Raw genomic sequence first — 19,109 nt, forward strand, 5'->3', positions numbered from 1 at the left:
TTAGAAGGCTGAAACCAACCTCAAACCAACCCAAAACCCGACATTTCTAATTAGCCCGCCCCCCGACATCTGAATCTGGCCTCGACATTTCATTGTAGGCCCCAAATAGTAATGTCGTACTTGAGCCAAGTAGAAATGTCGCACCGAAGGCTCGATCAGGCCCATGCTGGGGCTCCGCCGTCGCTGGGAGTCGATCATGGACCGCACTGGGATGATCACCATGAGCATGCGTGAGCTTGAGCGACTGAAGGCGATCCAAATGGTCGCCGATGGACTGCTGATGCCTTGGCGTGCCGCTGAGCGATTGGGCATCAGCCGGCGTCAGGTGGAACGGCTGACGAACCGATATCGAAGCGAAGGCGCCGCGGGTTTGATTTCACGCAAGCGCGAGCGCTGCAGCAATCACCAATTGCCCGCCGGACTGGCAGATCATGCCTTGGCGATCATTCGCGAGCGCTATGCCGATTTTGGGCCGACGTTCGCGTGCGAGAAGCTCAGAGAATCTCACGGGCTGACGCTCGCGGCCGAAACCGTGCGGCACCTGATGACTGACGCGGGCCTGTGGATTCCGCGCAAGCAGCGCCCGCCCAAGATCCACCAGCCGAGGAACCGGCGTTCGTGCCTGGGCGAGCTGATCCAGATCGATGGCAGCGATCATCGGTGGTTTGAGGAACGCACGCCGGCCTGCAAATTACTCGTGGTTATCGATGACGTCGATGCCATCACTAGCCGACTGACTACCCTGCACCTCTTTTAAACGCCGCCAGAATCTCTCTCATCATTTGAACCAATGTCAGGTCGCGATCACCTCGGTGATCGGTGCAAATTTCATTCGTGTCAATTGCCGAGATCGCTCAGCGACGACGACCCCAAAATCGGTTTCCCGTCACCCCGCCCTTCGGTCTGATTTTGCGCGATTCGGTCGCAAATGTTAGCTGGTTGTAATCAATCAGGATCACTTAGGCTTTCGCCCCTTTCGCCCGACTGGGTGTCATTAAAGAACCGGTTGCACCAAGGGGTTTTACCAAGAGCGCATGCGCTAGTGACCCCCCAGTAAAAACCAGATTCCCAATAAAAAAATCGATATGTAAACCTTTGGAAACCTAACTTCTAATCTTCCCGAGGTGGTGCAAAGTAAGCGGAATTTCTTACCACGCGAACTTATTTGTTTCCATTCCTAAAGTTTTTCTACGCGCAGTCGTTAAGTGATTCACCCGCTCCCGGATCCTAAAGTGCGAACTGAGGCGAGATATGTCTTGTGTCTGCTCCTTAGAAAATCGGGGCTGCTGGGTACGATAGATCTGTCGGTCTTCAGGGCTTTCACTTACCCGATGGTCCGACGCCAACCATCACGTTAGGGGAATCTAAAAATGCGCAAATTTATCAGCTGGTTCGTTCGCGATGAACGCGGTGTCAGCGCCATGGAATATGCGGTTCTGGCAGGCATCGTAGCAGTAGCGCTTGGCGCGGTAGCCACGACGTTCAGCAGCAGCGTGTCGACCATGTTCACCACCATGTTCAACTCGATCGCGACAAATCAGGCCAAGGGCGGCTAAACATCGCTCCTGTAGGTTCGGACCCAAGTTCGAACCTACACTTCATTCACCGTTCTCGGAACGACATTGTGCAATTCCTGCCCCTGGCAATTCGCTTCGTAGTACTTTGCGCGCTGCTATGGCTGGCTATTGTCGACGTGCGGGTCCGGCGCCTGCCGACCCCAGCGGTTCTTGCAATCGGCGGCCTGTTTTTTCTAAACGCACTGATCGTTCGCATGTCTCTCGGCGACGTTCTTGCGCATCTGCTTCTGGCATTCGGCGTGCTGGTCATCTGCGCCGCATTGTTCGCTGCAAAAATGCTCGGCGGGGGCGATGCAAAGCTCGCATCAATCATTTTTCTGTGGGCCGGCCCGAGTCTCTGGCTGCCGGCTCTTACGCTGATTTCCGTGATCGGAACGCTCGTATCGCTGGTCAGTCTTGCAACACGACACATGGATCTGGACCAGCATTCACTCCCCATGCGGGCGTTGGCAATGTTTTCAGGAGCGCGCGGCGTGCCCTACGGTGTAGCGCTCGCACTCGGGGGCGGTTCAGTCATCATGCTGCCCGCCTTACTGCCTTTGATTTTGGCGCGATAGGATGGCATCCTTATGTCTAATATCATTAAATTCGCAATCCTTATCGTAGGCGCCATCCTGGTTGCATTGGTCGTACGAGTAGTCGTCGCGAGTGCGACACGCCCCTCCACGGCAGTCATCAACCAGGAAAAAGTCCGCGTGAGCGCCGCCGATCTTCCGCAAGGCTTGCTCCTGCGAGATGAAGACATCAAATGGATGGACGTTCCCGTCAAGACATTGCCGCCAGGCGCTATCGTATCCGGCGCCCCCGGTGCGGTCGAACTAAAAGGCGCCCTGCTGCGCCATCCGGTGACCAGCGGTACGGTCATCGTCGCCGATGACGTCATTCTCCCAAACGCACCCGGCTTCCTGGCCGCCACGCTCAAACCCGAGATGCGCGCGGTATCGGTTGCCGTCGACGATGTCTCCGGCAACGCCGGACTGATTCAACCGGGCGACTACGTGGACCTGCTGCTCACCCAGCAGATGGACCGCAAGACCGATTCGCCCGATCTGGCGGTATCGAGTGAAACCGTCGTCGAACATGTTCGCGTGCTGGCGTCCGGCTCCGATATCAACCGTCCGAAAAGTGGCGACTCGACGGACCACAACGAGCGCGTTCGTACCGTAACGCTCGAAGTGACGCCGCACATGGGCGAGGTCGTGGCGGTGGCCGCCCGGCTCGGCAGCTTGTCGCTCGCATTGCGTAGCTTTGCCACCGTGTCGCGCGACCCGTATGCACTCGCATCGGGAACCGCTGCTGCCTCCGCAGACGGCGATGCGCCGCGCGCGCCCGTCTGGGCTGGCGACATTTCCCGCGCGTTGCGTGACCTGCCCAGAGCGCATCCGGTTGCGCTCAAGGCAGGCGGGATGGCCTCGCCGGCCACGCCGAAATCAGTGACCGTCTATAGAGGTTCCGAAAAGGCCGACTCGACATCTAGCGTCGCCCAGGCCGGTGGTGATGCGGTGCCGCCGCTACCAACCGTCGCCATGCCGCGGTGATCCCATGCAAGCCGTTCGACGTCGCAGCCATTCGCCAGGACAGGAAGTCATGACACTGCCGTTCAGTTTGCATGCCAACACGACAAGGCTTTCGGTATGTGCCTTGTGCTCGGCGGCTTTGATTCTCGCCACGCCGGCATACGCTGCCCAGCCGCGGCTGGCGGCCAACTCGGCCAATCCGGCCACTGACGCGCCGGCCGTTTCCCAGGGTTCACTCGATGTCGCCGCTGGCAAGGGCACGCTCGTGCGTCTCAACGAAGACGCGACTTCAGTGTTCGTGGCGGACCCGGCGGTCGCCGATGTTCATGTCCCTTCACCGAGGGCGGTTTTCGTGCTGGGCAAGAAGGCCGGCACTACGACCCTCTATGTGCTGGGCGCGAACAACAAGACGCTGCTGCAGCGCTCGATCGTGGTCGGGCGCGACATGGACGCGCTGCACAGCATGGTAACCGCGCGGTTTCCATCGATGAATCTGCAATTGAGCGCGGGCAATGGATCATTGCAAGTGTCAGGACAAGCCGCTAACGCCGCCGATGCCGACGCCGTAGTGCAGTCACTTACGCCGTATCTGGCCGACAAGGAAGTGCTGGTCAATCGCATGACGATCGACCGGCCGCAGCAAGTGCAATTGCGCGTGCGCATCACCGAGGTCGACCGGAATGTCACGCAGCAACTCGGGATCAACTGGCAGGCGCTCGGTAATGCAGCCGGGAATTTCTTCGGTGGCATCTATAGCGGTCGCCCCATCTACAACCTGGCGCAGCCGCTAACCGGCGCCAACGGCCAGGTCACTTATCCGGTCAATCTGCCGAGCAACAATGCCTATTCGCTGTTCGGTCAATTCAAGACCGGCAGCACGGACATTCAGGCCCTGGTCGACGCGTTGAACCAGGAAGGTCTGGTGACTGTGCTCGCCGAGCCAAGTCTCGTGGCGCTGTCAGGGCAGACGGCAAGCTTCCTCGCAGGCGGCGAGTTCCCCATTCCCGTGTCGCAAGTCAACGGCGCGATTTCCGTCGAGTTCAAGCAGTTCGGGGTCAAGCTCGACTTCACCCCGACTGTGTTGAGCGAAGGCCGTATCAGTCTCAAGGTCCGTCCGGAAGTCAGCCAGATCGACTCGACGGTGAGCGTGACAACCGGCGGCATCACGGTCCCGGGCCTGAGTGTGCGCCGCGCCGATACGACCGTCGAACTCGCGAGCGGCCAAAGCTTCGCGATCGGTGGCCTGCTTCAAAGCAATACGACCGACATCATTTCGCAGGTTCCGGGCATGGGTTCCATTCCGATCCTGGGCAAGCTGTTCTCGTCGACCAATTACCAGAACAACAAGACCGAACTGGTGATCATGGTGACGCCTTATCTGGTCGAGCCAACCGACCCCGGCAAGCTGCGTACACCGCTCGAATCGCTCGTATCGCCCAGCAATGACGTGGAATACAGCTTCCAGCAACACCGGGCAGCCAACGCGTCCTCGCAGGCTGAAGAGCCACGTCTCGTCGGCGCGGCCGGATACGTTTATTGAGCCGGATGCCATGAACTCCACAAAAATCCTCACCCTCCTTCTTGTCTGTGCGACCACCGCTTGCGTCAGCGGCTGCTTCAAGCCGCCGCGCGATATGCCTGACCAGTCAGTTATCGGTTTCGACGGCAAAAATGCGGTGTCGCCAGACTGCACCGAGCTTGCTCGCGGCTCGGTGTTGACCGATGCAGGTTGGCACCGTCCCTCCATGCAGTGGGGTTGCGCGACGTACACCAACCTCGCTGCCCAGGTTGCCAATCCGAAAGACCTCGTGGCGCCGGGGAAGCTCGCGCCCGCCGATGCCGCCGTCGCAGCGAGCGCCGTGCACCGTTACGAAACAGGCCATGTGATCCCGCTCGACACGACCACGTCGCGCGATTCCAAATGATGCGTTCAACCTTCATTGAAGACACGCCATGAGCACCACAGGGTTCAACTTGACGAAAGCCGGCGCCGGCGTGCGGATCGCCGACTTCATCGCCTTCGTCTCCGACCGCGCGACGGAACGGGTCCTGAAGACGTTTGTGCTCGAACAGGCAATGCCCCATGTGCATGTCGTGATCGGCGGGATTGATGACGCCATCGCGTATATCGCAAAACTTGAGCGCTCGCCGCTCTTTCTGCTGGTCGACCTGCATAACTCCGCCATGCCGCTGTCCGACCTCGCCCGCCTCTCGGAGGTATGCGAGCCGTCGGTCCAGGTCGTCGCGCTCGGCGAACGTAACGACGTCGGACTCTTCCGCAGCCTGTTGAAAATCGGCGTGCGCGACTATCTCGTGAAGCCGCTGACCATCGAACTGCTCAAGAGAACCATCAATGTCGGAGAGGGCAAAATCAGCCCGATTGCGACTGCACGGATCGGCAAGACAATCGTATTCGCCGGGACGCGCGGAGGCGTGGGTGTCACGACCCTCGCGTTGAATCTCGCGCGCCATCTTGCCGATGAAACCCATAGGCGGGTGGCCTATATCGACCTCAACGTGAACGGCAGCGCCGCGAACAGCATGCTCGGCATCACGAGCAACAATGGCCTGAACGATGTCCTTCAGAACGTGCACCGGCTCGATCCACAGTATGTCGAACGCACGCTCGTTGCGAAGGGCAGCCGGCTTTTTGTGCTGTCCGCCGAGCTCGACTTCGACGCTGCACAGTCCTATCAGGCAGGAGCACTGAAACGCGTGGTGCAACTACTGTGCGACAGCTTTCATTATGTACTGCTCGATATCGGCAACCCGGTTGATCCACTCGCGGTAGAAGCCTTCGACAACGCATCGCGTGTGTATCTCGTCACCGATCGCACCGTATTCTCCACGCGGCAGACCATCCGCCTGCTGCGCTACATCGAGGACCGCAATAACAACCCGGCAACGTCGCTGCTGTTGAACAGCCCTAACGCGGTGAGCGCGGGCAAGGTTGAGACGGCCGATTTCACCACGGCAGTCGGTCGCAATGTGCTGCACGAAGTGCAGTTCGAAGCGAAGTCCTTGTCGATCGCAGAAAACCTCGGCGAGGCGCCGAAGGAAAAAGCCTCGACCGGTTTCAACCAGTCGATCACCCGGATCGCCAATGATCTGACCGGACAGCACGCGGCAGTTGAACGCACACTGCTGCACAAGTTCAAACTGAGGAAAGCTTGATGTTCGGGCAAAAACAGGTCGCGCGAACCCAGACCGAATCCGTTCCCACTGCTGGAGAGGCGGCGCTCGCGGCGTTCGAGAAAGTCGGCGCACCCGTCCCGGATGCGCCGGCCGCCACCTATGCCCCGATGGTCGAAGGTAACGAAGCGCTGGTTCGCTCGGATCTGTTCAAAGTCATCCGCAACGGTGTGTTCGACTCCATGAACGCATCAGCGGTGATCGGCAAGACACGCGAGCAGATGAAGCCTGGCGTCGAACAGCTTGTGCTCAGCATTGCCGAACGGGAACGCCTGAATATCACCATGTCCGAGCAGGGGCAGATTGTCGGTGAGTTGCTCAACGACATGTTCGGACTCGGCCCCATTGAACCGCTGCTTGCCGATGAAACTGTCACCGACGTGCTCGTCAATGGCCCGGACCAGGTTTATGTGGAGCGCAGCGGCCGGCTCGAATTGACCGCGTACAAGTTCCGCGACAACGCCCACGTCGTCAACGTCGCGCAGCGGATTGCCGCGGGCGTGGGACGCCGTGTCGACGAAAGCAGTCCAATGGTCGATGCACGGCTCGCCGACGGCAGCCGGGTCAACGTCGTGTTACCCCCGCTCGCCATTCACGGCGCGACCATCTCCATTCGTAAATTCTCGAAGCGCAATATCACGCTTTACCGCATGGCGCAGCAGGGCAACATGTCGATGGCCATGGCGAACGTGCTCAAACTCGCGAGCACGTGCCGCCTCAATATCATCGTGTCCGGCGGTACGGGTTCCGGCAAGACCACCCTGCTCAACGCGTTGTCGCATTTCATCGGACTGGGCGAGCGCACCATCACGATTGAAGATGCGGCCGAACTGCAGCTCGTGCAGCCGCACGTGGTCAGCCTGGAGACGCGGCCGGAGAATGCCGAAGGGCTGGGCGCCGTCGCCCAGCGCGACCTCGTGCGCAATGCGCTGCGGATGCGCCCGGACCGGATCATCCTCGGTGAAACACGCGGCGCCGAAGCATTCGACGTGCTGCAGGCCATGAACACCGGCCACGACGGCTCGATGACCACGATCCACGCGAACACGCCGCGAGACGGTATCACGCGGCTGGAAAGCATGGTCATGATGGCCAACGGCAACCTGCCGCTGATGTCGATTCGCCGGCAGATCGCGAGTGCCGTGCACCTGATCGTGCAGATCGAGCGGATGCGCGACGGCATGCGGCGCGTTACGCGCATCACCGAGCTGGTCGGCATGGAAGGCGACGTGATCATCACGCAAGACCTGTTCACGTTTCACTACGACGCGACCGCCTACAGCGAAGAGGTCAAGGGCGTGTACGAATGTGCGTCCGTCAGGCCCGCTTTTTCGGCGCGCGCAGCCTACTACGGGTTGGAGGAGTCTTTGCTGGAGGCCATGAGGACATGAGCCCGATCGACGTCTTCACGGTGTGCTCGTTCATCGGCGTGATTCTCTGCGGCGTGATGGCGCTCGTGGTCATGGACATGCGGCACAAGCAGCCAGACGCGAGAATCAAGACGCGCATGCGTGAATCATTTTTGGTTCACATGACGCGCGAGAACAGCACGGTCAACGTCAATTCGGACCTGTTCACGGTCGATAAAACCGACAACGTATTTAGCGGCTGGCTTCGGCCCAAGCTTTCGCGGCTACGCACTGTCGCCGGTACCAATGGCATCCACGTCGTTGTTGCAATAACGGTTGCCGGCGAATTGATTGCGCTTCTCATGACGCACTTCATGCCGCTGCCCGGTTTCGCGAAACCGCTCCTGATCCTGGGGCTGCCTGTGTTCGGGGCTATGCGTGCTTACAATTTTTTGGTCGAACGCTTTCGCAAGCGCTTCCTCAATGGTTTTCCGGACCTGCTCGATACGATCGTGCGCGCGGTTCGCGCGGGCGTGCCGGTCACGCACGTGATCGGATCGGCAGCCGACGACTGTCCCGAGCCGCTGAAACACGAGTTCAAGCAGATGAGCGATTCGCTGCAGGTCGGGCGTGATCTCGAAGAAGTACTGGCAGTAGCAATGCGGCGTATCGAAATTGCCGACTTCTCGTTCTTTTGCGTCTGTTTGCTGCTGCAGCGGGAAACCGGCGGCCAGCTCGGCGAGACACTGGAAAACTTGTCCGGCATTGTCAGGACCCGGCGAGAGGTTCGTCAAAAGACCAAGGCGCTGACCGCCGAAGCCCGCATCACGACCAAGATCCTCGCGGCCATCCCGGTCTGCATCATGCTGTGCCTGTACTTCATGAATCGCCCCTACATGATGGTGTTATTCGAACGGGAGGCGGGTCACAAACTGCTGACCTACGCTGCGATCTCGGTCGTATTCGGCGTAGCGCTGATCAACAAGCTGGCGAAACTGGATACCTCGCGATGAGTCCATCCAACGTCGAGACGCTGATCAACCTGCTGATGCTGCTGGCGCTTTTCGTCGGGCTCGCGATCTGGTGGGCGACCAAACACGGTGGCAAACGCGGGCGCATTGCCGAGCGGGTGCGCGAAGCCGCGCTCAGTCATCAGACAGTCCCGGCTGATTTCGAAGACGACGGACAAGAAAAGACCTTTCGCCGCCGCCTGTTGCGCCGGCTCGCCGCATTCGGTGACAAACTGCCGCTCTTCGACGCAAAATACCGTGCAAAACTTCGTCAGGAAATGGTCCGCAGCGGCTATCGCAGCCACTATGCGGTGTCGGTTCTTCTTGCCGTCAAGTTTTGCTTTGGCCTGCTGTGCGCCGCGCCGACGGTCATGCTCGGTCAGCATATTCCATTGATCGGCTCGTTTCCGGTCGGACGCGGCGCGGCCATGATGGGTGCCTTCGTGATCGGCATGATGCTCCCCGAATATGCGATCGCATTTCGGGCATCACGCCGGCGCAAAGAGATGGCCGGCTCCCTGCCCGATGCACTCGACCTGCTCGTGATCTGCACGAATGCCGGCAACAGCCTTGCCGTCAGCATCCGGCGCGTCGCCGATGAACTCGCGACGATCTGCCCGCCGCTGTCCGACGAATTCTCACTGACCGCCGACGAGTTGAAGCTTTCCGGCGACAGTACCCGCGCGCTGCACGGCCTCGCCGAGCGCATCGACCTGCCCTCGATCCGCGCGCTGATCTCGACGCTGACGCAATCAATGCGCTATGGAACCCCGATCACCCAGGCGCTGCGTATCTTGTCGCGCACGGAACGATTGACGCACATCGTTTCCCTTGAAGAAAAAGCGGCCAAGCTGGCGCCCAAAATGGTGCTTCCGATGATGCTCTTCATTCTTCCGGCGGTCGTTGTGATCGCAGCGGGGCCGGCCGTCATTCAGCTTCTCGAAGTGATCAACAAAAAATGAACTCGTCCGCCCTGCTTTCTTCTGTTGAAACGACGCCGGCTGCCGCCCTATCGTCAGTTGTCCGTATGTTGCGAAGCCTGTGCCTCACGACACTGGGCGCTTCACTACTGCTCACGGGCGCCGCCTGCACGACGACCGAGCACGTGACCGAAGCGCGGCCGGTGACACGTAATTCGTCGCCGGGCACGATGGGCGAGCTGCGCATCGCGGCCACCGCCCTCGACTCGGGCAACATTGACCTGGCGACTTCGCTCTTCGACAAGGTCGTGAAAGCCGACCCGAAGTCCGTGCCGGGCCTGACCGGCCTTGGCGATACGCTCTACGCTGTCGGTGACTTCACCCGCGCGGGCGTCTACTATCAGCGCGCCAGCAGTTTCGATCCGGCCGCGGTGGCGCCGCTGATCGGCATTGCGCGTGTCGCGATCCATCAACGCCGCTTCGACGATGCGATCGCGACCTATCAAGGCGTGCTCTCCCGCATGCCGGGCGACCCGATGGCGTCGGCGGGTTTAGGCGCGGCGCTCGACCTGAAGGGGGACCACGCAGGCGCGCAAGCCGTGCTGCGGGAGGCGCTAAAGGCCAATCCGGGCGACCCGCTGCTGAGCGTGAACCTGGGTTTGTCGCTGGTGCTCGGCGGCAATCCACGCGAGGGCGCCAACGTGCTGCTCGACGTCACGCGCTATCCGGAAGCGCCACCGCAGGCGCGCCAGGATCTGGCTCTCGCTTACGGGCTGCTCGGCAATTCCGAGGCCGCTGCCGAAATCCTTGGAAAGACGCTGCCGAAGGCGTCGGTACAGGACAACCTGCGTTTCTATGAAATCCAGCGCGCCATTCTGGCGAAGACGGCAGGCCGTCCTGCCACGGTGGCTACGGCCGTGCCGACGGCCTCGATCCAGGCGTCGAGCGTGCGATGACAGCGGGGAACCTGCGCGGATTCGTGCGCTTCCTTGCCACCCTCCACCGCGACAGCGGCGGCGTGTCCGCGATCGAGTTCGCGATCGCCGCGCCATTCGTGTTCATCTTCGTGCTTGGTACCGTGGAGCTCGCGGTCGACATGATGATCGACGCGACCGTTCAGATCGCCGCTCAGTCGGCGTCCCGCGTGGGGCTGACGACGACCAACCCTGCCTCGGGCACGCGGGCAAACCAGGCGCAACAGATCGTGACGAGCATCATGAGCGGCTGGACCGGCATGCCCCAAACGACCCTCACCATCACCGAGCTCGACTACAGCACGTACAACGATGTCGGCAGCAGTAGTTACACCGCCGGGCTCGGCTCGCTCGGTGATGTCGTGTCGTACAACATCACGCTGACAACGCCGGGCATCTCAGGTATCCCCCAACTGGTTGGCATTCCACTGCTGACTTTCCAGCGCAACTACATTGTGCAGAACGAAAAATGACAACTGCCTTCGCCACGGTACGGTCGCGCAGACATCCGGAGTTCCTCGCAGCTCTTCGGAAGCTGCTTCGCTCGGACCGCGGCAGCGTGGCCGTGGAACTGGTCATCGTCATTCCGATCATGGTGCTGCTGATGGTGGGATTCAGTGAGATCTACCTGTACATGCGCACGGTAAGCGCGCTGGAACACACGGCTTTCACGCTGGCCGATTCGCTCGGACAAACAACGCGGCTCATCAACACCAACGCCACAACCGACTCGAATGATCTTGGTTCGATCTGGAACGCAGCGGCGCTGCTAAGCGCCCCGAACAGCTTGAACCAGGGCGGCGGCGTCATCATTACTTCGGTATGCGAAACCACCTCGTCGTGCGTATGGCCGGCGATGCCCCCACCGACCATGGTGGCAGGCGTGCCGCAGATCTGGTGGCAGGCAAGTGCTCCATGGAACGGCAGCGGCATGACGACGAGGGTAACGCCTGCCAACATTCTTCCCGCGACCTGGCCGTTCCGCAACGGTGACTCAGCCATCGTGGTAGAGGTTTTCTACACGTTCAATCCGTTCGCGATGACGGCCGGATTGTGGCCCGGCGCTCCGGGCACGCAGACTCTCTACGAACGTATCTACGTGCGTCCGCGTACTCTTCAGCCGCTCACACTGGTATCGGAATGATGCTGACTCGCTCCGCTAAAAAACATCGTGATGACCGGATAGCCCGCGCGCGAGAGCCGAACCTGCGTCGTGCCGCCGCGCTGCTGCATGGGGACCAGGGCGCGGTCACAGTCGTGTTTGCACTATGCGGCAGCATGATGATCGCGTGCATGTGCATTTCGCTCGATACGATCGACGGCGGCATGACGCACTCACGCATGCAATCGGCGCTCGATGTCGCGACACTTTCGGCTGGCATTGACCTCGCGCACGGCGCAAGTCTCTCGGTTGCACAGTGGCAGCAGGACGCACGCGCCTACTACAACGCGAACATGCCAGCCGGCTATATGTCCCTCACCATGCCAGACAGCGGATTTGTGGCCACGGTGACCGGGTCGCCGGCCTCGGGAGAGACCATTCAATTGTCGGCGACAGGCAGCTTGAAACTGATCGCCCCGGTGGTCTTGCCAGGGACGTCCGGCAATGGCTCGGGTTCCGGTTCCGGTTCCGGTTCCGGAACCACGACTTTACCGGCCACGGCGCCCTTGACTGCCAACAACACCGCGCTGTATCTCCCGCAAAGCACGCTCGAACTCGTGATGGTCCTGGATAACACCGGGTCCATGAACGATCCCGCAGCGGGGTCAGGGAACGGGCCGAGCAAGATGGCGGGTCTCCAGGCGGCGACGACGACTCTCGTGCAAAATTTATATGCGCAATCGGTCTCCACCTACTACGTCGGTCTCGTGCCCTTCGCGAGCACGGTCAATGTTGGTGGCGCTTTGCCCGCAGCGGGCACCTGGATGAATCCATCGTTCGCCTACAACACGACGAATGTCGGAATGAGCGCAAAAAATAAAGTTGCCGGATGGGGTGGTTGCGCGGTCGAACCGCGAGACGTGAACGGCTTTCTGTATCCGAATGCGTATTCCCCTTCGGACACGCTGAAGTTCACGCCGTACTACTACAACGTACCGGCTGCCGGTCTGCAAATTCGCACATACACCAACCAGTTTTGCGGCCGATCAACCACCTCGACGGTACTCGGCGTGCCTGTCACACTGGATGGCAATGGCGAGCCCAACTACTGCAGCGGCTATTTATCGAATGTACAGGGCACGGGCCTCGGAATCTATTATGACCAGATGTCCAGCAGCGGTTATGGGACGTCGACCCTGACACAAAATAGTGACTGCATTGCGCAACCCGTTACCTTCCTCACCAATGACGAGCCGACGCTGATCAAGGCGATTGGCAACATGACCGCGGGCGGTTCAACGATCATTCCGGAAGGCTTGCTGTGGGGATGGCGCATGCTGTCGTCGTCGTGGTCCAATAACGTCGCCAACGGCAATGGCTGGATTTCGACCGATTCAAGCTTTCCGAAACCGGAGACCACCGTAGGACTGCAACGCGTCATGATTGTCCTGACCGATGGCGAGAACCAGATCGGCGCGGCCGGCTCGATTCCCAACGACCTGTATTTCAACGGCCTGTCAGGCGTCGGCTCGCGGAGCCTCGCCGCCCCCACCGTAGTGCGCGCAGACGGCACTACCCTCAGCAATGGCCTGACCGACTCGTCGGAACTCCATGGAAACAATCCTGCCGATCCGTCGAGCGGCAACAATGCAGGCTGGCCTGATGACGTCAACACCTTCCAGTCGGCTGTTTGCGCAGCGATCAAGCAGAGCGGCGTGATCGTGTACGCGATCACCTTCGGCAGTGCTGCCTCAAACTCGGTTTCGCAGCAGGCGATGCAAAGCTGCGCCAGTCCGGGAAATTATTATCACGCGCCGGACAACCCCACACTCAATGCCATCTTCCAACAGATTGCCGGCAATTTGGGAGTGCTTCGGTTAACGCAATAGTTTCCGCTGAACGGCTCTCTTGGTTAGAAAGTGTAGGCGAGCTTGCCGAATGCCGTCCGGCCCAACGTGTTGTAACCGTATGCGGTGACGTACTGCCGGTTAAAGAGGTTGGACAGATTGGCGGACACGGTGAGATGCGAATTGACCTTGTACGCGGCACGCAGCCCGACGGTTGTGTACGACGGCAGATACGTCGCGTTGAACTGGTCGTCGTAGGTCGATCCTCCGTAAAGCAAGGAGATGCCCGTGCTCAGCGCGTGCAGGTGAAACTCGTCCCATGTGTGATCGATGTTCAGGCTGACGGTCTGACGCGGACGGCGGTTGAGCCACGTCCGGTCGGTCACATCCTGCGGATTCAAAATGCCGACCGCGAGACTGACCGGTGTCGATTTACCAAGCGTGCCCTTGTACGACAGGTCGATGCCCTGAATGTGCGCGCGGCCTACATTCACGGGCAGAAAGGTCACCGAGTCGTAAGTGATGAGGTCGTGCACGCGGGTGTCATAAACAGCGGCCGTGAAGGTACCGAACGAAGAGGCCGCGTCAAGCGCTGCCTCGACCGTATCGCTGCGCTCAGGCTGCAGATTAGGGTTCGCGTAACCCGGGTAGTACAGGTCGTTAAAAGTCGGCAGGCGGAATGCGTTGCCATACGAAATGCGTGCCGTATAAACCGGCGTAATTGCATAAGCGACAGCAACATTGCCGGTATTGATCGACCGGCCCTGGATGATCTCGTGGCGTCCCGCCAGGAACACCGTCAACGCGCCGAGCGTGACTGATTGATGGAGCGAGACGGCTGAATCGTTGCGCGTCGGCACGCCCGTGGGGATGTCGACCGGCAGGAAGGCTTGCTCGCGGGTGAAGTCGTAGGCGAGCTTGGTTTCACCGGACAGTGGCAGACTGAAGAGCGTTTGACCACGCTCCTGATGGGTCAGCGAGGTCGACGTGCTTAAGCGCGTCGAGTCGATCTCATCGGTCGGGATGGCCGGGTTGTTCGCATAGAGGAACTGTCGATCCGTGGAGTAGCCGACAGACTGGTCAAACTGCGTGAACGGCGTGATGTCCAGATGAAACGCAACGCCGGTCGTCAGTTGATGATCAAGCTGCCGGTTATCGCCGCCGGCATTGTCGTAGGACAGATCGGACCGGTGATAGAGCGCGAATGTGGAGATCGACCAGTTGTCGTGCGCATAGCCTAAACGCGCATCCACGTCCTGAGCATGGTACGGGTTGCGGCCATCCTCGTGCCCGTAAGCCCCGGGCTGGGTCGCATCGATTCCCGCGGTATTGTAGTCGTGCAGTCCCAAGGAATAGGTCAGTCCGGCCAGTGCCGCGAGCGGACCCGTGGACGAAATACTGCCTGAAGTGCGGATCTGTGTATCGAACGTTTTGTTCGAACCACCGCCTGTTGAAATCGTAGTCTGGTTGGGTTGATTGGCCGCGCGGTTCGTGAAGAGTTGCACGACGCCGCCCACCGCGTCCGCACCGAATGAAGCGGCCGCCGGTCCTGAGATCACTTCGACACGGTCAAAGGCGGAGGTCGGAAGGTCGGCCCACTCGGCTTGACCCGTAGTCGCAGAACCAACGCGGATACCATCTATGAACACCGCAACCTGACTTCCCGATGATCCACGAATGCTGACGGCAGCAGAAGATCCTGGGCCGCCGTTTTGTGAAATAGTGACGCCTGGCAACGTGGCGAGGGCTTGCGTGATGCTCGGGTCACTCGGCGACAAACGGTCGAGATCCGCGCGGGTCAGGACCTGCGTCGACGCATAGCGTTGATCGAACGATTGCGGCAGGTGCTGCATGTCGCCGGTGACGAGAATATTCGGCAGCGTGGCTGCGTCCGGAAGCTGCTCCGGCTGCGGAAACGACGAGTCGTCCGCGGCCTGCGCGACCTGCCATGCCGAAACCGTCAACGCAGAGGTGAGGATGAAATGACGGAACTTCATACGGGGAAAACCTTTTTATTGGAAGATTGGACGACGTGCTGCGAGCGCAAACGCAGCATGTCGATTTCGGATGGCGGCAATGACGAAACGCGGGCCTCCCTGGAGGCGTCACCGGCCTGCCGTCCACGCGATAGACGAGATCAACCCGCGATGACGCGCAGCGGCCAAGGCACTTTTAAGTGGCGGTGAGTTCTCTCGCGCGGCAGATGCGCCCATGTCTCGGGTGCTGGTCCTGGCGAACCGCTGATGCCCACCTCGCCTGCGCAATCGATCACGCCCCAAGCGGGCAGCCGAATTCACTTATGCGGGTCTATGTGGGTCTAGGCGGGCCAATCGAGGGGATGCCGCTCTGGCTGTAAGCCAGGATCGCGGGCAGTATCGGTCATCGGTCATGTTTGTCTCCCGGGGAGTGCGCGCCCCAAAGTCAGAAAAGAGGTATACGACGCCGAGGTCTGACTTCCGGTTTGTGCTGAAACCGGTCACAGTGGCGCGACCGTGCTGGATTTACACCAGCTTCCACGAGTCGTATGCGCGCATTTTACTTCCGAATCCCCATCGACACTATCAAGTCGGGGTTATTGAGTAACCGGCGGTGCGGGTGCCCCTGGCAGCACGAGATTCATGCCTGCTGGTTATCGCCAGCGACCTTTCGGAATATTTGCGTATTGAGTGCAATCACGTTGGAGACGGTCGGGGGTGGGACTCTGAGCGCGCCACCTCCGATCCGACATGTGCCTGATCTCCCGGACTAGACCCAGGACGAACGGAATTACTATCCCCTGCCCCGCGCCAGAGGGTATGCGGATCTTGAAAGCTCCTTAGTGGACCAGGATCGTGCTGTCGGGCGACCAACTCAACGTCACTTGCGAGCCGACCGGGATCAGGTCCTCGCCGGAGTTTTGCACATGGACCTTGAGCCGCTGGCCGCACCAGTCGAGCATATAGGTTGTATTCACACCGGCAAAGACGTGATGGGCAACCTGTGCCGTCAGCCGGTTATGCGCGCTCGGCGCGGCCGCGCCCGTTGCACGCTGGAGCGCGATTTTCTCGGGACGTACCGCACACTTCATCTGACCAGATACAGCGGAGCGCGATCCGAAACGAATCAAGCTGCCATCGTTAATGCGCATGCCACCGGTCTCCAGTCGACCGTTGAGAATGTTGGCATCGCCGAGAAAAGTGGCGGCGAACTCGCTGGCCGGTTGATCGTAGAGTTCGCGTGCGGTCCCTTCCTGGATCAATCGTCCATCGCGCAGGATACCTACACGATCACTCAACGTAAGCGCTTCTTCCTGGTCGTGCGTGACGAATACGGTCGTGATCGCGACATCGCGCTGGATGCGGCGCAATTCGACCTGCATGTCCACTCGCAAAGATTTGTCCAGCGCGCTCAGCGGTTCGTCGAGCAGCAACACGCGAGGACGCGTCACAATGGCGCGCGCCAGTGCGACGCGCTGGCGCTGCCCGCCCGACAATTGATTGATCCCGCGTGCGTGCAGGCTGCCGAGTTGCACGAGATCCAGCACCTCCCCCACCCGGCGCTTGATCTCGCTCTTGTCCACATGCCTCACGGACAACCCGAATGCGACGTTGTCGGCCACATTCATATTTGGGAACAACGCATAGTTCTGGAACACCATGCCGATCTCCCGCCGCTCCACGGGCAAGCGTTCGACCGGCTGATCGTCGATGCGAATCTGCCCGCTGTCCGGGAACACAAAGCCGGCAATCATGCGCAGGAGCGTTGTCTTGCCGCTGCCTGACGGTCCGAGCAGCCCATAGAGGCCGCCCTCCGCGAAACGGATGGATACGTCGTCCAGCGCGCGTGATTCGCCGTACTGCTTCGATACCTTGATTACGTTGACTTCGGCCATTATTGCTCTCCACCAAATCGATACAGCCGTGACACGATCAACATCGTGCCCATCGACACGACAATGATGATGGTTGAAATTGCGTTGATCTCGGGCGTAAAGCCCTTGCGGATCGCGCTGTATATTTCGACCGGCAGCGTGGTCTCGCCCGGGTCGGACAGGAAGTACGAGACGACGAACTGATCGAACGACACGGCGAATGCAAACAAGGCCCCTGCCACCACGCCAGGTGCAATCGCGGGCAAGGTCACGCGCCACGTGATCTGCCAGCCGCTCGCGCCAAGCGAACGGGCGGCCAGTTCCAGTTCAGGTGAGAACGTGCGCAAGCGCGCGCCGACCACGATGATCACGTAGGGCAACGCGAGCGCCACGTGACCGAGCAGGATGGCGTGCAAGCCCCGCCCGATACCGATCGCGAAGAAGAAAATCAGCATCGCGGTGCCCGTGATCAGCCAGGGGATCGCCATCGGCGGGAACAGCATGGCTTGCAGGAAACGCTTGCCCGCGAAGTCGTATCGAAAGAATGCCAGCGACGCCATCACGCCGAGAATGGTGGACAACAACGTGGTCCACAGCGCGATCTCGATGCTCCGGAACGCCGCCGCCTTCAGCACGCCGTCCTCGGCGAGCGCCTGATACCAGTGCGTGGTGAAATGAAACGGCAACTCATAAAGCGGCGACGCGTTAGCCGACATCAACGCCATGACCAAAATCGGCAAATATAGAAAGCCAATCATGACCACGACGTACCCGTAGCCGATTGCCCCAAGCGATGCACCCACGGTCCACGTCCTGCGACGCGGTGTATGCGGCGCGTTGGAGGCAGCCGGCGTGTCCAACTCGATTGACCCGATGGTGTTGTCCTGCTTCATTTGTCCTTCCTCCGCGAGAGCCGCATGCCGGCAAACAGGATTGCCAGCACGAGGGCCAGCAGCGTGAACGACAATGCAGCGCCGAGCGGCCAGTTGAATACGGCAACGAACTGGTCCTCGATGACCGTGCCGATGAACGTGCCCTTGCGCCCGCCGAGCAACCGCGGTTCCATGAAGGCTCCCACCACGGGCACGAAGGTCAACACGGCGCCCGCCAGCATGCCGGGCATCGCAAGCGGCAGGATCAGCCGGCGCAGGATGGTCACGCGTCCCGCGCCCATTGAACGAGCCGCTTCGATCAGGGAGTCGTCAATAGCCTGCAGGCTCAGATAAGCGGTCAGCACCGAATACGGCAAGTAGGAATGCACCAGTCCGATCACGATTGCCGGATAAGAGAACATCAGGTCGGTGCTGACTGTCCACGGCCAGAGATGATTAAGCACCCAGTCCACCGGTCCGCCACTGCGCAGTACCATGTTCCAGGAGAATATCCGCACCAGCCCGTTGCTCCAGAACGGCAGGATGATCAGCAGGAACAGCGCTTCACGCGTGCGTCCACGTATTACTTTCGCGAGCATGTAGGCGCACGGAAAACCGAGCACCGTGCAGATCAGCGTGACCTGGGCGCTGAGTCCAAGCGAACGCACCATCAGCTTCCGATACAGCGGTTCATCGAAGAACGTCAGGTAGTTCTGGAACGTCAGCGACCAGTTGCCGCCGCTCGTCGGCACGTCGGACATGAAGCTGTAGAACAGCATGACCGACAAAGGCAGGAACACCGCTAGCAGGAGCCATACGTAGGCGGGTCCGGCCAGCGTCATGGCGCGAACCAGCGGTCGGCCTTGCGGCGAACTGAGGGCAAATTTCATGGCACTTCC

At 60.3% G+C, this 19,109-nt stretch carries 17 protein-coding genes, 1 pseudogene and 1 riboswitch; of the genes and pseudogenes, 14 read left to right on the plus strand and 4 right to left on the minus strand.

Annotated features, from left to right (window positions below; translation table 11 throughout):
* Positions 1 to 196: 196 nt before the first annotated feature.
* The 14 genes and pseudogenes from ACSQ8V_RS09685 to ACSQ8V_RS09750 all read left to right on the plus strand — a co-directional run.
* A pseudogene (locus tag ACSQ8V_RS09685) lies at positions 197 to 748 on the plus strand (helix-turn-helix domain-containing protein); the annotation flags it as partial.
* Positions 749 to 1,370: 622 nt separating this feature from the next.
* Positions 1,371 to 1,556: a Flp family type IVb pilin gene (locus ACSQ8V_RS09690; RefSeq protein WP_436205575.1), complete on the plus strand. Its 186-nt coding sequence runs from the start codon at positions 1,371 to 1,373 to the stop codon at positions 1,554 to 1,556.
* A 68-nt stretch (positions 1,557 to 1,624) separates the two neighbouring features.
* The gene (locus ACSQ8V_RS09695; protein ID WP_436205576.1) at positions 1,625 to 2,134 is read left to right on the plus strand and encodes an A24 family peptidase; all 510 of its coding nucleotides are present in this window, start codon (positions 1,625 to 1,627) and stop codon (positions 2,132 to 2,134) included.
* Between the two features lie 12 nt (positions 2,135 to 2,146).
* The gene (gene cpaB, locus ACSQ8V_RS09700) at positions 2,147 to 3,115 is read left to right on the plus strand and encodes a Flp pilus assembly protein CpaB (RefSeq protein WP_436205577.1); all 969 of its coding nucleotides are present in this window, start codon (positions 2,147 to 2,149) and stop codon (positions 3,113 to 3,115) included.
* A gap of 49 nt (positions 3,116 to 3,164) precedes the next feature.
* Complete coding sequence (locus ACSQ8V_RS09705; RefSeq protein WP_436205578.1) at positions 3,165 to 4,634, plus strand: type II and III secretion system protein family protein; 1,470 nt, start codon at positions 3,165 to 3,167, stop codon at positions 4,632 to 4,634.
* Positions 4,635 to 4,644: 10 nt separating this feature from the next.
* Positions 4,645 to 5,019, plus strand: coding sequence for a CpaD family pilus assembly lipoprotein (locus ACSQ8V_RS09710; protein WP_436205579.1), 375 nt, complete (start codon positions 4,645 to 4,647; stop codon positions 5,017 to 5,019).
* A 28-nt stretch (positions 5,020 to 5,047) separates the two neighbouring features.
* Complete coding sequence (locus tag ACSQ8V_RS09715; protein WP_436205580.1) at positions 5,048 to 6,268, plus strand: AAA family ATPase; 1,221 nt, start codon at positions 5,048 to 5,050, stop codon at positions 6,266 to 6,268.
* Positions 6,265 to 7,677: a CpaF family protein gene (locus ACSQ8V_RS09720; protein ID WP_436205581.1), complete on the plus strand. Its 1,413-nt coding sequence runs from the start codon at positions 6,265 to 6,267 to the stop codon at positions 7,675 to 7,677. Before ACSQ8V_RS09715 ends, ACSQ8V_RS09720 begins: the two co-directional genes overlap by 4 nt.
* Positions 7,674 to 8,648: a type II secretion system F family protein gene (locus ACSQ8V_RS09725; protein ID WP_436205582.1), complete on the plus strand. Its 975-nt coding sequence runs from the start codon at positions 7,674 to 7,676 to the stop codon at positions 8,646 to 8,648. The genes ACSQ8V_RS09720 and ACSQ8V_RS09725 overlap by 4 nt, the downstream gene beginning before the upstream one ends.
* Positions 8,645 to 9,607: a type II secretion system F family protein gene (locus tag ACSQ8V_RS09730; RefSeq protein ID WP_436206629.1), complete on the plus strand. Its 963-nt coding sequence runs from the start codon at positions 8,645 to 8,647 to the stop codon at positions 9,605 to 9,607. Before ACSQ8V_RS09725 ends, ACSQ8V_RS09730 begins: the two co-directional genes overlap by 4 nt.
* On the plus strand, positions 9,604 to 10,521 hold the full coding sequence (locus ACSQ8V_RS09735; RefSeq protein ID WP_436205583.1) for a tetratricopeptide repeat protein: 918 nt from the start codon (positions 9,604 to 9,606) through the stop codon (positions 10,519 to 10,521). The genes ACSQ8V_RS09730 and ACSQ8V_RS09735 overlap by 4 nt, the downstream gene beginning before the upstream one ends.
* Positions 10,518 to 11,012, plus strand: coding sequence for a TadE/TadG family type IV pilus assembly protein (locus ACSQ8V_RS09740; RefSeq protein WP_436205584.1), 495 nt, complete (start codon positions 10,518 to 10,520; stop codon positions 11,010 to 11,012). Before ACSQ8V_RS09735 ends, ACSQ8V_RS09740 begins: the two co-directional genes overlap by 4 nt.
* Positions 11,009 to 11,683 carry a TadE/TadG family type IV pilus assembly protein gene (locus ACSQ8V_RS09745; protein WP_436205585.1) on the plus strand — a complete coding sequence of 225 codons (675 nt, stop codon included), beginning with the start codon at positions 11,009 to 11,011 and terminating at the stop codon, positions 11,681 to 11,683. Before ACSQ8V_RS09740 ends, ACSQ8V_RS09745 begins: the two co-directional genes overlap by 4 nt.
* Positions 11,680 to 13,530, plus strand: a complete 1,851-nt coding sequence (locus ACSQ8V_RS09750; RefSeq protein WP_436205586.1) for a VWA domain-containing protein — start codon at positions 11,680 to 11,682, stop codon at positions 13,528 to 13,530. Before ACSQ8V_RS09745 ends, ACSQ8V_RS09750 begins: the two co-directional genes overlap by 4 nt.
* Before the next feature lie 23 nt (positions 13,531 to 13,553).
* Here the strand turns inward: ACSQ8V_RS09750 and ACSQ8V_RS09755 are convergent, their stop codons facing one another.
* The 4 genes from ACSQ8V_RS09755 to ACSQ8V_RS09770 form a co-directional block, all read right to left on the minus strand.
* Positions 13,554 to 15,485: a TonB-dependent receptor domain-containing protein gene (locus ACSQ8V_RS09755; RefSeq protein ID WP_436205587.1), complete on the minus strand. Its 1,932-nt coding sequence runs from the start codon at positions 15,483 to 15,485 to the stop codon at positions 13,554 to 13,556.
* A gap of 392 nt (positions 15,486 to 15,877) precedes the next feature.
* A riboswitch (adenosylcobalamin (AdoCbl) riboswitch) is annotated at positions 15,878 to 16,030 on the minus strand.
* 273 nt (positions 16,031 to 16,303) lie between these two features.
* Positions 16,304 to 17,359 carry an ABC transporter ATP-binding protein gene (locus ACSQ8V_RS09760; protein ID WP_436205588.1) on the minus strand — a complete coding sequence of 352 codons (1,056 nt, stop codon included), beginning with the start codon at positions 17,357 to 17,359 and terminating at the stop codon, positions 16,304 to 16,306.
* On the minus strand, positions 17,359 to 18,231 hold the full coding sequence (locus tag ACSQ8V_RS09765) for an ABC transporter permease (protein WP_436205589.1): 873 nt from the start codon (positions 18,229 to 18,231) through the stop codon (positions 17,359 to 17,361). The genes ACSQ8V_RS09760 and ACSQ8V_RS09765 overlap by 1 nt, the downstream gene beginning before the upstream one ends.
* Complete coding sequence (locus ACSQ8V_RS09770; RefSeq protein WP_436205590.1) at positions 18,228 to 19,100, minus strand: ABC transporter permease; 873 nt, start codon at positions 19,098 to 19,100, stop codon at positions 18,228 to 18,230. The genes ACSQ8V_RS09765 and ACSQ8V_RS09770 overlap by 4 nt, the downstream gene beginning before the upstream one ends.
* Positions 19,101 to 19,109: the final 9 nt, after the last annotated feature.

The sequence above is a fragment of the Caballeronia sp. LjRoot31 genome (genome assembly GCF_964253885.1).
Lineage (GTDB): Bacteria > Pseudomonadota > Gammaproteobacteria > Burkholderiales > Burkholderiaceae > Caballeronia.

Bases quoted from the DNA above. Each gene is read 5' to 3' on its own strand.
- ACSQ8V_RS09725 (WP_436205582.1), top strand. From the start codon at position 7,674: ATGAGCCCGATCGACGTCTTCACGGTGTGCTCGTTCATCGGCGTGATT.
- ACSQ8V_RS09760 (WP_436205588.1), bottom strand. From the start codon at position 17,359: ATGGCCGAAGTCAACGTAATCAAGGTATCGAAGCAGTACGGCGAATCA.
- ACSQ8V_RS09710 (WP_436205579.1), top strand. From the start codon at position 4,645: ATGAACTCCACAAAAATCCTCACCCTCCTTCTTGTCTGTGCGACCACC.
- ACSQ8V_RS09715 (WP_436205580.1), top strand. From the start codon at position 5,048: ATGAGCACCACAGGGTTCAACTTGACGAAAGCCGGCGCCGGCGTGCGG.
- ACSQ8V_RS09740 (WP_436205584.1), top strand. From the start codon at position 10,518: ATGACAGCGGGGAACCTGCGCGGATTCGTGCGCTTCCTTGCCACCCTC.
- ACSQ8V_RS09705 (WP_436205578.1), top strand. From the start codon at position 3,165: ATGACACTGCCGTTCAGTTTGCATGCCAACACGACAAGGCTTTCGGTA.
- ACSQ8V_RS09735 (WP_436205583.1), top strand. From the start codon at position 9,604: ATGAACTCGTCCGCCCTGCTTTCTTCTGTTGAAACGACGCCGGCTGCC.
- ACSQ8V_RS09755 (WP_436205587.1), bottom strand. From the start codon at position 15,485: ATGAAGTTCCGTCATTTCATCCTCACCTCTGCGTTGACGGTTTCGGCA.
- ACSQ8V_RS09765 (WP_436205589.1), bottom strand. From the start codon at position 18,231: ATGAAGCAGGACAACACCATCGGGTCAATCGAGTTGGACACGCCGGCT.
- ACSQ8V_RS09750 (WP_436205586.1), top strand. From the start codon at position 11,680: ATGATGCTGACTCGCTCCGCTAAAAAACATCGTGATGACCGGATAGCC.
- ACSQ8V_RS09770 (WP_436205590.1), bottom strand. From the start codon at position 19,100: ATGAAATTTGCCCTCAGTTCGCCGCAAGGCCGACCGCTGGTTCGCGCC.
- ACSQ8V_RS09745 (WP_436205585.1), top strand. From the start codon at position 11,009: ATGACAACTGCCTTCGCCACGGTACGGTCGCGCAGACATCCGGAGTTC.
- ACSQ8V_RS09690 (WP_436205575.1), top strand. From the start codon at position 1,371: ATGCGCAAATTTATCAGCTGGTTCGTTCGCGATGAACGCGGTGTCAGC.
- ACSQ8V_RS09730 (WP_436206629.1), top strand. From the start codon at position 8,645: ATGAGTCCATCCAACGTCGAGACGCTGATCAACCTGCTGATGCTGCTG.
- cpaB (WP_436205577.1), top strand. From the start codon at position 2,147: ATGTCTAATATCATTAAATTCGCAATCCTTATCGTAGGCGCCATCCTG.